Annotated in this window: 11 protein-coding genes; 1 reads left to right on the top strand and 10 read right to left on the bottom strand. The window is 36.0% G+C overall.

Annotation, left to right across the window (positions count from 1 at the left end; translation table 11 throughout):
• The 10 genes from carB to MV589_RS00555 form a co-directional block, all read right to left on the bottom strand.
• Window positions 1-1,999: carbamoyl-phosphate synthase large subunit (gene carB, locus MV589_RS00600; protein WP_297431055.1), on the bottom strand; the 1,999-nt coding region annotated here is incomplete at its 3' end.
• Between the two features lie 81 nt (window positions 2,000-2,080).
• Entirely contained in the window at window positions 2,081-2,833 is a 753-nt protein-coding gene (locus MV589_RS00595; protein ID WP_297431053.1) for a MipA/OmpV family protein, read from the bottom strand.
• Window positions 2,830-3,591: a rod shape-determining protein MreC gene (mreC, locus tag MV589_RS00590; protein WP_297431051.1), complete on the bottom strand. Its 762-nt coding sequence runs from the start codon at window positions 3,589-3,591 to the stop codon at window positions 2,830-2,832. The genes MV589_RS00595 and mreC overlap by 4 nt, the downstream gene beginning before the upstream one ends.
• Window positions 3,584-4,621, bottom strand: a complete 1,038-nt coding sequence (locus MV589_RS00585; protein WP_297431049.1) for a rod shape-determining protein — start codon at window positions 4,619-4,621, stop codon at window positions 3,584-3,586. The genes mreC and MV589_RS00585 overlap by 8 nt, the downstream gene beginning before the upstream one ends.
• 9 nt (window positions 4,622-4,630) lie before the next feature.
• Complete coding sequence (gene clpX, locus MV589_RS00580; protein ID WP_297431047.1) at window positions 4,631-5,875, bottom strand: ATP-dependent Clp protease ATP-binding subunit ClpX; 1,245 nt, start codon at window positions 5,873-5,875, stop codon at window positions 4,631-4,633.
• Window positions 5,872-6,657 carry an acyl-ACP--UDP-N-acetylglucosamine O-acyltransferase gene (gene lpxA / locus MV589_RS00575; RefSeq protein WP_297431045.1) on the bottom strand — a complete coding sequence of 262 codons (786 nt, stop codon included), beginning with the start codon at window positions 6,655-6,657 and terminating at the stop codon, window positions 5,872-5,874. The genes clpX and lpxA overlap by 4 nt, the downstream gene beginning before the upstream one ends.
• 10 nt (window positions 6,658-6,667) lie before the next feature.
• Window positions 6,668-7,117: a 3-hydroxyacyl-ACP dehydratase FabZ gene (gene fabZ, locus MV589_RS00570; RefSeq protein ID WP_297431043.1), complete on the bottom strand. Its 450-nt coding sequence runs from the start codon at window positions 7,115-7,117 to the stop codon at window positions 6,668-6,670.
• Window positions 7,118-7,169: 52 nt separating this feature from the next.
• The gene (locus MV589_RS00565; RefSeq protein ID WP_297431058.1) at window positions 7,170-8,252 is read right to left on the bottom strand and encodes an epoxyqueuosine reductase QueH; all 1,083 of its coding nucleotides are present in this window, start codon (window positions 8,250-8,252) and stop codon (window positions 7,170-7,172) included.
• A 166-nt stretch (window positions 8,253-8,418) separates the two neighbouring features.
• The gene (locus MV589_RS00560) at window positions 8,419-8,928 is read right to left on the bottom strand and encodes a DUF2780 domain-containing protein (protein WP_297431041.1); all 510 of its coding nucleotides are present in this window, start codon (window positions 8,926-8,928) and stop codon (window positions 8,419-8,421) included.
• A gap of 6 nt (window positions 8,929-8,934) precedes the next feature.
• Window positions 8,935-9,441, bottom strand: coding sequence for a peptidylprolyl isomerase (locus MV589_RS00555; protein ID WP_297431039.1), 507 nt, complete (start codon window positions 9,439-9,441; stop codon window positions 8,935-8,937).
• 126 nt (window positions 9,442-9,567) lie between these two features.
• On the opposite strand from MV589_RS00555, the gene acs reads away from it, so the two are divergent.
• A complete protein-coding gene (acs, locus tag MV589_RS00550; RefSeq protein WP_297431038.1) occupies window positions 9,568-11,523 on the top strand; it encodes an acetate--CoA ligase in 1,956 nt (651 codons plus the stop codon).
• Window positions 11,524-11,571: the final 48 nt, after the last annotated feature.

Here is an 11,571-nt window from a genome sequence, read left to right as displayed (position 1 = left end):
TAACAGCAGATGGTGTACCTATGATTTTTGCACCAATTTTTGTAAGAGAATCTGCAAGTTTTAGTGGTGTTTGTCCTCCAAAGTGAACAATAATTCCATCTGGATTTTCATTTTCAATTACCTCCCTCACATGTTCAAAGTCAATTGGTTCAAAGTATAAAACATCAGAAGTATCGTAATCTGTTGAGACTGTTTCAGGGTTACAGTTGTACATGATAGTTTCAACATCCATCTCTTTAAGTGCAAATGCAGCATGAACACAACAGTAATCAAACTCAATTCCTTGACCAATTCTATTTGGTCCACCACCAAGAATAAGCACTTTTTTCTTATCACTTTTACGTGTAGTAACGTTTGGAAGTTTTGTGATGTTTGTTGTAGAGTAGAGATATGGAGTGAGTGCTTCAAATTCAGCAGCACAAGTATCTACTTCATTATATTCTAGCGAAACACCAAGCTTTTTTCTTGCCTCATAGACAAGATCTTCGCTTACATTTTCTCCAGAATTTTTCAAAATAAGTTGAGAAATACGTTTATCTGAAAAGCCATCTACTTTTACACTTCTCATTAACTCAGCATCAAAAAGAATTTTATCGCTAACTGTTCCCTCTGTCTCTATCATCTCTTGCATTTGATATAAGAACCATGGGTCAATAGCACAAGTGTTAAACATCTCATCTATTGTCATACCTCTTCTGAAACCTTCTGCAACATAAAGAATTCTGTCTGAATTTGGACGACGAATCTCATGCTTGATGAACTCATCATCTGCATCGATGTCATCAAATCCACAAAGACCAGTTTCCAAAGAACAGAGTGCTTTTTGAATAGACTCTTTAAAGGTACGTCCAATCGCCATAACTTCACCGACTGATTTCATAGAAGTAGAGAGTGTGCTTTGTGCTTCTGGAAATTTTTCAAATGTAAAACGAGGGATTTTTGTCACAACATAGTCAATCACTGGCTCAAACGCAGCAGGTGTGCCCGTAATGTCATTTGTAATTTCATCAAGTGTAAATCCAACTGCTAAGAGCGTTGCCACTTTTGCTATTGGGTAACCTGTTGCTTTTGATGCAAGAGCAGATGAGCGACTTACACGAGGGTTCATTTCAATGACTATCATTCTTCCTGTTTTTGGGTCAATTGAGAATTGAACATTACTTCCACCAGTATCAACACCAATCTCACGTAAAATTGCAAAAGATGCATCACGCATTCTTTGGTACTCTTTATCTGTTAGCGTAAGAGCAGGGGCTACTGTGATGGAGTCACCAGTATGCACACCCATTGGGTCAAAGTTCTCGATTGAGCAGACGATAATACAGTTGTCTGCTTTGTCACGAATAACTTCCATCTCATACTCTTTCCAGCCGAGCATAGATTCCATAATTTCTATTTCATTTATAGGACTTGCACTAATTCCCTCTTGAGCAAGTTTTTCAAACTCTTCCATATTGTAAGCGACACCAGAACCTCCACCAGCAAGTGTAAAAGATGCTCGTGATATTACTGGAAAACCTATCTCTTTTGCTACTTCAAGAGCCTCTTCAACGCTATAAGCATTTTTACTTCTTGGTAAATCCATACCAATTTTTGTCATAGCTTCATTAAATAGATGTCTATCTTCACCTTTATTAATCGCCTGTGGGTCTGCACCTAAAAATTCAACGCCTTCAAGCATTCCTTTTTCATACATACTCATAGCAACATTAAGTGCAGTCTGTCCACCCATTGTAGGGAGAACTGCATCTACATTTTCATCTTTTATGATTTTGGAAATAATCTCTTCTTTAATAGGTTCAATGTAGGTTCTGTCTGCAAATTCAGGGTCTGTCATAATTGTAGCAGGGTTTGAGTTTATTAGTACAACACGGTATCCTAGCTCTTTTAGCGTTTTAACAGCTTGTGTTCCCGAGTAGTCAAACTCACAAGCTTGACCGATGATAATAGGACCAGACCCTATAAGTAAAATTGTTTTGATGTCAGTGCGTTTTGGCATTTGTTACCTCTTGAAAATGTATATGTAAAAATTTGTTTATTATACAAAAGAGGCACTTAATATTTGATGAGTTAAAAAAAATCAATACTCAAATGTATAAATGAGAGAGAAAAGTCCAGAGTAGATATATCTCTTGCTCACTATGGGAGAGTTATAAGCAGTTTGTGGAATAAGGTCAGCCCTGATATTAATAAATGTTGAGAGCTTCTTTGTCAGGGGGTATCTAATATATGTTTGTGCTCCAATGAGCACTCCATCAGTTGGTGTATATGCTGGTCGAATTTTATCTATTTTTTCTGAGTTTTTGACACCAAAATAGTAGTTTAAAAATTGTTGAGATTGATAAATAATAATAAAGCTAGGATAAAAATTTAATTTTCCAAAATGATATTTGTCTCCTATCTCTGTTTTAAATATCCAAGAGTCATGCCGGCGAAGTATATCAGTGAGAAGCATGCTTTCGATATACTTATCATCCAAAGTCGCGCTAAATGCAATACCTGCTTCAAAGGTTGTTTTACGCTCATCCATTCCTTCTAATGCTTTTGACTCATTTGACGTATAGCCATAGGTTCTAGGTTGTGCAGTAATGGAAAATCCCCAAGCGAAATCTTTCTCTTTTTTACCCAAAAAGTACATACCAAAACGACTCCAACGGATGTAAAAAAGAGAATTGTCAAAAAAGATGACAGGAGAGGGAACTAAAATAGGAGTAGTATCCTGTTTGTAGGGCTGCGTTTGAATATATGGTCCAAGACCTATGGTCACTTTTTGTTTGGCATCAGCTGCGTTTAGTGTGAAAAAAAAGAGTGAAAGTATAAGTAAATATTTCATTTAAGACTCCGTATCATATAAAAATAGTTAGGTTCATAAGCGTGAAAATAGGGAACAATCACCGCACTTTGATACCCTTGAAGTTGTTTAATTGACATTACTTTTCCAACTTTTAAACCTTTGAAAAATATATTGTCAAGTCCTGATGTTGTTACTTCATCTCCAATATGAATACTAAACCATGCTGGGATAAAACTGACAATAATATTTTCACCACTGTTTCCATGTGCAATTCCAGGTGCTTTTTCTTTGCCAACAGAGACAGCATAGGTACTTTTAATGTCACTATTTAAAAGTGCAAGTGGCTTTTTATGTTCATTAATAACAATTCCAGCTACAAAATTATTATAAAGCAGTCCGTAAATTTTTGAAGCATTATAGTCTGGTATGTCAATCCAAAGACGGTTAAAATCTCCAAATTTTTGGTATGAACTTGCATGTACCAGTTCAAAACGGGGGTTTGAAGCAAAACTCACATTATTCTCTTTATATAAATCTCTTAATTTATTATTGCAATCTCGTAGTGTGAGCTGTAAAGTATTGTATGTTTGGAGCTTTTTTGTAAGTTCAGCAATTCTATCTGCTTGAAAAAAATATTTATCTATAGTGTCATCGACATAATTTATTCCCTTAAAATAACTATTTTTTAAAGAGTTAAGTGTAGTAATAAAAGGTGACTGTATTACTGGAGAGTAAATGAGAGCACCCACAAAGAGTGCTATCAGTAAAAAAAAGTATAAGAGTGACTTTTTATTCATTCTCAAAAAGTTCTTGAAGTAGGTCTATCTCTTCTAATGCTTTCCCTGTTCCTCGTGCAACAGCAAGAAGTGGTTCATCTGCCACAAAAACTGGAATTTTTACTATGTCTGAGAGGTATTTGTCAAGTTGACGGATAAGTGCGCCACCACCAGTAAGAATAATACCATGGTTGACAATATCACCTGCCAAATCAGGAGGCATACGTTCTAGTACATCACGAAGTGCTTCTGCTACCTCTTTGAGTGGTTCTTTCATAGCTTCTCTTGCATCTTCACTTGTAAGCTCAACAGAACTTAAAAGTCCTTCAACCTGATCGCGTCCATTTATAATCATAGTAAGATCTTCATCAAGACTTACAGCAGTTCCAATGTTGATTTTAATCTCTTCTGCGACTCTTTCACCTATAAGAAGATTGTACTTTTTTCTTACATAGTTGACGATGCCTTGGTCTATTTTATCACCAGCTGTACGAATACTTTTTGAAAGTACAAGACCACCTAATGAAACAACACCAATCTCTGTAGTTCCACCACCAATATCAACGACAAGATGTCCTTGTGGCTCACGAATATCTACCCCAGCACCAATTGCGGCAGCCATAGGCTCTTCTATAAGAAAAACTTCACGAGCACCTGCACTAAGTGCTGATTCACGAACAGCCTTACGTTCAACCTGCGTTAGACCATAAGGAACACAGATAATGATACGAGGAGAGATAAGCGCACTTCTTCCATGTGCCTTTTCAATGAATTTTCTAATCATCTTCTCTGTCATATCAAAGTCGGCAATAACACCATCTCTCATTGGTCTTATAGCTTTGATATTCCCTGGAGTTTTTCCAACCATATCTTTTGCTTCATGACCAACTGCTAAAACGCGTTGTTGTCCATATTTTTCAGTTTTTACAGCAACAACAGAAGGCTCATTAATAATGATACCTCTTCCTTTAGCAATAACAATTGTATTTGCTGTTCCTAAATCTATTGAAAGGTCATTGGAAAAGAGACCTATTATTTTATTAAATATCATTATTTTGCCTTATGCCGTTTTTTGAGAAGATTTTTTTATATAAACAGGTTTTTCATTCTCTTGTATCACTTCTTTTGTGATGAGGACTTCATACTCAGCATATTCAGGAAGTTCATACATGATGTCAATCATACTCTCTTCTAAAATCGCGCGTAATCCACGAGCACCAGTTTTGCGTTTAATCGCTTTTTGTGCAATTGCTCTAAGAGAATCTTCTTCAAAATTAAGCTCAACATCATCAATTGCAAAGAGTTTTTTATACTGTTTAATAAGTGAATTTTTTGGCTCTGTTAAAATACGAACCATATCATCTTCTGTGATTTCATTGAGTGAAGCAATAATAGGAAGACGCCCTACAAGCTCTGGAATAAGTCCATAATGTACTAAGTCATCTGGTTCAACCATATCGTAAGTTGGTTTTGCTTCATCTTTTGTCTTCTTTTCATGTCCAAATCCAAGTACATTTTCACCCTGTTTGCGTTTAAGAATCTCACTAAGACCATCAAATGCTCCACCGCAAATAAAGAGAATATTTGTTGTGTCAATTGATGTAAACTCTTGATTTGGATGCTTTCTTCCACCTTTTGGTGGAATGTTTACAGAAGAGCCTTCTATGATTTTAAGAAGTGCTTGTTGCACCCCTTCACCACTTACATCACGAGTGATAGAACGATTTTCACTCATACGAGATACTTTATCTACTTCATCAAGAAAAATAATTCCTTTTTGTGCGCGTTCTACATCACCATCTGCTGCCTGAATGAGTTTTGTCAAGATGTTTTCTACATCTTCTCCAACATAACCAGCTTCAGTAAGACTTGTCGCATCTGCTATGGCAATAGGAACATTAAGTACACGCGCTATAGTTTGTGCCATAAGTGTTTTACCACTTCCTGTTGGACCAATAAGCAAAATATTTGATTTTGCTATTTCAGTATCATCATTTGCTGCATTATGGAGTTTGAAAATTCTTTTGTAGTGGTTATATACAGCTACACTAAGAAGTTTTCTAGCTCTCTCTTGCCCAATGATATATTCTCCTAAAAAGTTATTTAACTCTTTTGGTGTCATAAGTTTATCAACAGCATCTGTAAGTTGATTGTTTGTCTCTTGTGCAAGCTCTTTTTCGTCACCAAACATAATTTTATAGGCAGATAGCACACAGTTCTTACAGATGTAAACACCATTTCCCGCTATAAGTGGATTTTTTTCGCTTTCACTTGCGTCACAAAAACTACAATGTCTGTGAATCATATATTTTTCCTTTCAAACGGTATACCGCGTTTTGTTTTAATTACAAAGTTGCATAAATCTATTACATGAAAATTTTTCGTCTCATCAAGTATTGAATTTGCACTCTCTTTTAATGGTTTGCCTGATTCAAAGAGTTCTCTATAAGCACTCTTAAGTGCATTTATATCTTCTCTTGCGAGATTTCTACGCAGACCAGTGAGATTTAATCCACGCAATGAAGCACGGTTTCCCTCAGCCATACAGTATGGAGGAATATCTTGTGCTAAAGCACTTGCTCCTCCTACCATTGCATAGTCGCCAATATGTACGAACTGATGTACAGGAGTCATCCCACCAATAACAACATAATCGCCAAGTTCAACATGTCCAGCAAGTGTCGCTGCGTTTGCTAAAATACAGTGGTTTCCAATGATTACATCATGTCCTAAATGGACATAACCCATAAAGAGATTGTGATTTCCAACAATAGTTTTTCCACCGCCACCCTTTGTTCCCGGGTTAAAAAGTGTAAATTCTCGAATTGTATTGTCATCACCAATAATAAGCTCAACATCTTCACCGTTAAATTTCAAATCTTGGGGAATTGAACCGATGACTGCGTTTGAAAAGATTCTATTGTTCTTACCAATTGTTGTTTTTCCATAAATAGAGCTGTTTGCTGCAATGGTAGTTCCGTCGCCAATGACCGCTTCACTAGATATAAAACAAAAAGGAGCTATTGTGACATCAGTTCCAATAACAGCACCATCTTCAATAACGGCTAATTCAGATATTTTTGACAAAATATGACCTTTATTTATCTACTATCATAGCTTTTAATTCAGCTTCACTTGCAAGTTTGTTGTCAACATAAGCTTCACCTTTAAGCATCCAAATAGTACCTTTTTGTTTGATAACTGAGATTCTATACTCAAGTTGGTCACCAGGTCTTACAGGAGTTCTAAATTTTGCTTTGTCAATACTCATAAAGTAAACTACTTTATTTGCAATCTCTTCTTCGCTTAATTCGCCCATACTTAAAAACGATAAAATACCACCAGCTTGTGCCATTCCTTCTAAAATCATAACACCTGGATAGATAGGATGACCTGGAAAGTGACCTTGAAAAACAGGTTCAGAGATAGAGACATTTTTATAAGCGATGATTGACTCACCTTTTGTCATATCTGTCACTCTGTCAACAAGCAAAAATGGATAACGGTGGGGCAATATCTTTTGAATTTCTACAACATCTAAAAGCATAATTAGGAAACCTTTGTAATAATATATTTTTGATATTTTAGCTAATTTTTTGTTAAGAAAAGATAATGTCCTCTTTTGTGTCATCGTATGTCTTGGCATCAAGATGGAGGGTGAGCTTTGTTTGTGGAATTTCTTCAACAATTATAATAGGTGTTAAGTCATAATTTGAACCAGAAATATTTGTGCGAAGTGTTAACTCTTTTTTAAAACTAAGAGGATTATAAATAATATCTTTAATAGATTTGAAGTCACTCTGTGTGAGTCTGTTAAAAGTTTCACGGGTTAAAAATTTTATCTCTTCACGATTAAAATAACTTATGTCGTTATGCGTAAATTCTACTCTTCCTTGTGCCTTTTTACGGGGAAGTGTTGAGTAACTAAGCGCATAAGCATCTACTATATCTCTCTTTCCAGAGATTAATTTTAGACTAAATTGACGATAATTTAAAAATTTTTGCTTGATGATCTTATAGTTTATATTTTGTTCTTCTAGTTCGTTGCGTTTAGTATAAAATTCTAATCTCTCTTCAATAGATGCAGGAAGAATTTGTCCAGAAATGGGAGAAAACATCTCATCCATAATTCTATTTTGTTGTTCTCTTTGCATTGTAAGACCAAAGATACAGCCACAGTAATCTTGACGATAGAGTTGCTCCTCTTTTGTGACTCGACTTTGGTCTTGCGTGCCACCACCACTTCGGTAGTCAACTGCAACAAATTCGACACCGTGGCTTTTGTAAAATTCATCGCCTACACGCTTGAGTTGTTCTTGAGATTTTAGAGGACTTACAAGAAGTGTGGTCGTGATTTTTTTCTCGCCAAGTTCGAGCGCTTTTTTTGCACTTACTTTGAATCGTCTATCGAAGCAAACTTCACATCTTGCACCTTTTTCAGGCTCTTTTTCTAAGCCTTTTACAGCCTGCATCCAACTCTGGAAATCATATTCACCTTCAAGCAGTTCAATGCCAAGCTTTTTACAGCTGCGTTTGACATCAAGTAGGCGTAATTGGTACTCTGAGTATGGATGGATATTTGGGTCATAAAAAAAGCCAGTCAGCCTTTCATCGGGAAAATCTTCTTGGAGCTTTTCTAAAAAAAAGTGGCTGTCAACACTGCAGCAAATATGGACTAAAATGTTAAATCCTTTAAGTTTATATAATAGTGTATTATACTGCAAAAAAGCTTTATTGTATTCATTATTATTAGATATGAGGGTTGGTATTGTAGCAAATAAACTTATATCTGAATTGGTAGATTTGTAAATAAAATTGCTGCGTTTAAGTAAACGCAGCGTGTAATGACTAAAACAGAGAACTTAAGATATTTCCAGCTTCAGTTTTATTAGAACTTTTAAAATATTGCATTATGATTGGAACAAATTTTGAAATCATACCACTACTTAATCCTAAAGATGAAAATTGTGATGCAAGACCAGCCATCTTCGAGATAGAATTACCACCCATAGCATTTGTAAGTGAACTCAAGCCGCCTGATGTAGAATTGCCTTTGGGTACCATACTCATAAGTGATTGTGCATTAGGAATGGCACTTTTAAGTGTCTGAAACTTATTTGATGTAAGAGCAGATTTTGCATAGCTTAGTATACTGCCTACACCACCTGACGCTTGTTTGTCTGATATATTAAGTTGTTTTGAAAGCATCTCTGTCAATCCACTTGCTTGTGAACTTGTTGCCTGTGGAGTTGATGTGTTTTGAGACATTGCATTTGTAACATCACTAAGGCCAAATGCAGATAATTCTGTTGCGCCTATTAAGAAAAATATACTTAAAGATAATAGTGTTTTTTTCATAGCTGTTTACACTCTCTTTTCAAATATTTCTATAGAGTTAATATCATCTTGACCTTCAATAGAATCAAGAACTGCAAAACTATCAGCATCATTTTCTTCAATTCCACCAAATACAGTATGCACACCATCTAAATGTGGACATGGTACAAAACAGATGAAAAATTGGCTTCCACCTGTATTTGGTCCTGCATGAGCCATTGATAATGTCCCTTTTACATGTTTATGAGTATTTTTCTCAGTTTCACATTTAATAGCCCAGTCTGGTCCACCTGTACCAGTTCCTGTAGGACAGCCACCTTGTGCCATAAACCCAGGGATAACACGATGAAAGTTTAGGTTGTTATAAAATCCTGTTTCTGCTAAGTGTGCAAAGTTTGCTACTGTATTTGGAGTCTCCTCTGGATACAATTTAATCCAAATATCACCTTTACTTGTTGTCATTTTTGCATATTGGAGTTTTGCTAACTCATCTTCGCTTAAGTTGTACTCTTTTAATTCTGGTCTTCCAAACATTTGAAACCTCTTTATTTAAATTTTTCTAATTATAGTAAAAATAAATTAAGGGATAACTTCAAGGAAAGATAAATTATCCTAAGATATAATTTTCAACAACCAAATTTTAAATAAAAAGGCAGATATATGTCAGTAAAACAAATTTTTCAACCAAATCCAGAGTTTGCAGCAAATGCAAGAATTAAAAATATGGATGAATACCATGCCCTCCAAAATAGAGCGCTTAATGATTATGAAGGCTTTTGGGGTGATTGGGCTAAAGAGAAGATAGATTGGATAGAACCTTTTACAAATGTGTTAGATGAGAGCAAAGCTCCATTTGTTAAGTGGTTTGATGGCGGAAAGCTTAATGTCGCACACCAATGTATTGACCGTCATTTAGACAAACGCAAAAATAAAGCAGCTATTATTTTTGAAGGAGACAGAGGTGATGTCCAGACTATTACATATCTTGATCTTTATAAAAATGTAAACAGATTTGCAAATCTTTTAAAAGAGGATTTTGGAGTAAAAAAAGGGGATAGGGTTGTCATTTATATGCCAATGATTCCTGAGGCCGCTTATGCAATGCTTGCATGTGCAAGAATAGGGGCTATTCACTCCATAGTTTTTGGTGGTTTTTCTGCTGAAGCATTAAGAGATAGAATTGAAGATGCTGAAGCTAAAGTTGTCATTACTGCTGATGGTGCTTTTAGAAAAGAGAGACCATATATGTTAAAACCAGTTGTTGATGCTGCATTAGAGGGAGGTACACCTGTAAAAAAAGTGCTGGTAGTTGAGCGAAATGGCGAAGATGTTACATGGAAAAAAGGGCGCGATTACTCTTACAATGAACTTATTAAAGGTAAATCAGCAGTATGTGAGTCTGAAGTTATGGATAGTGAAGATCCTCTCTTTTTGCTTTATACTTCAGGAAGTACAGGCAAACCAAAAGGGGTACAACATAACTCTGCTGGGTACATTCTTTGGGCGCAGATGACAATGGAGTGGGTATTTGATGTAAAAGAGAACGATACTTACTGGTGTACTGCCGATGTTGGTTGGATTACAGGACATACATATATAGTATATGGTCCGCTTGCAATGGGTGCTACTACTGTGATGTTTGAGGGTGTTATTACTTACCCTGATGCAGGTCGTCCTTGGTCTATGGTTGAAAATCATAGAATTAATCAATTTTATACTGCACCTACTGCTATTCGTGTTTTACATAAAATGGGTGAAGATGAACCGAAAAAATATGACTTGTCATCTCTTAAAGTCCTTGGAACAGTTGGTGAACCAATAGATCCTCCAGCGTGGAAATGGTACTACGAGCAGGTAGGCTCAAGTAAGTGTGCAATCGTAGATACATACTGGCAGACAGAAACAGGTGGGCATATTGTCTCTCCACTTCCTGGTGCTACTCCTATTAAACCTGCATGTGCAACGCTTCCTCTTCCTGGAATTATCGCTGAAATATTAGATCCTGCTACGGGTGAAAAAGCTGAAGTCGGTGAAACTGGTTATATGTGTATTACAAGACCTTGGCCTGCACAAATCCGTGGTGTTTGGGGTGATGAAGAGCGTTATATTAAATCATACTATGGTGATGTGAAAAAAGATGGTAAAGCTGTCTATTTTACAGGTGATGGTGCTGTATATGATGAAGATGGTTACATTACGATTACTGGGCGAACTGATGATGTCATTAATGTAAGCGGTCATAGAATGGGAACTGCTGAAGTAGAAGCTGCCATCAAAAAACATCCAAATGTAGCAGAAGTTGCCGTTGTTGGGAAGCCACATGAGTTAAAAGGTGAGGGAATATTTGCATATATTATTCTCAAGTCTGATGATGGTGTAGCTGATGAGGTTGAAGAGGTAAAAGCCATCAATGGCATAATTAAAAGAGAGATAGGAAATATTGCTATTTGTGATGATATTGTTTTTGTACCAGGTCTTCCTAAAACACGCTCTGGAAAAATTATGCGTCGTATTTTACGTGCCATTGCAAAAGGTGAAGCTATTACCCAAGATATTTCAACACTTGAAGATCCATCAGTAGTTGAAAAAATAGAAACTATGGTTAATGGAAAGTAAAACTTCCTTTTAACCCACAAGTGCTATAATTCCATAAATCAATTATAA

It is taken from the genome of Sulfurimonas sp. (assembly GCF_026991475.1).
Classification (GTDB): domain Bacteria; phylum Campylobacterota; class Campylobacteria; order Campylobacterales; family Sulfurimonadaceae; genus Sulfurimonas.
The sequence above is the reverse complement of the archived record's forward strand: the minus strand, read 5'-3'. Positions and strand labels throughout refer to the sequence as shown.

Excerpts from the sequence above, each read along its gene's own strand:
- fabZ (WP_297431043.1), bottom strand. The coding sequence starts at position 7,117 with ATGCTTTTAGATGTTGTAGAAATTCAAAAGATATTGCCCCACCGTTAT.
- acs (WP_297431038.1), top strand. The coding sequence starts at position 9,568 with ATGTCAGTAAAACAAATTTTTCAACCAAATCCAGAGTTTGCAGCAAAT.
- mreC (WP_297431051.1), bottom strand. The coding sequence starts at position 3,591 with ATGAATAAAAAGTCACTCTTATACTTTTTTTTACTGATAGCACTCTTT.
- MV589_RS00560 (WP_297431041.1), bottom strand. The coding sequence starts at position 8,928 with ATGAAAAAAACACTATTATCTTTAAGTATATTTTTCTTAATAGGCGCA.
- MV589_RS00555 (WP_297431039.1), bottom strand. The coding sequence starts at position 9,441 with ATGTTTGGAAGACCAGAATTAAAAGAGTACAACTTAAGCGAAGATGAG.
- MV589_RS00595 (WP_297431053.1), bottom strand. The coding sequence starts at position 2,833 with ATGAAATATTTACTTATACTTTCACTCTTTTTTTTCACACTAAACGCA.
- clpX (WP_297431047.1), bottom strand. The coding sequence starts at position 5,875 with ATGATTCACAGACATTGTAGTTTTTGTGACGCAAGTGAAAGCGAAAAA.
- MV589_RS00585 (WP_297431049.1), bottom strand. The coding sequence starts at position 4,621 with ATGATATTTAATAAAATAATAGGTCTCTTTTCCAATGACCTTTCAATA.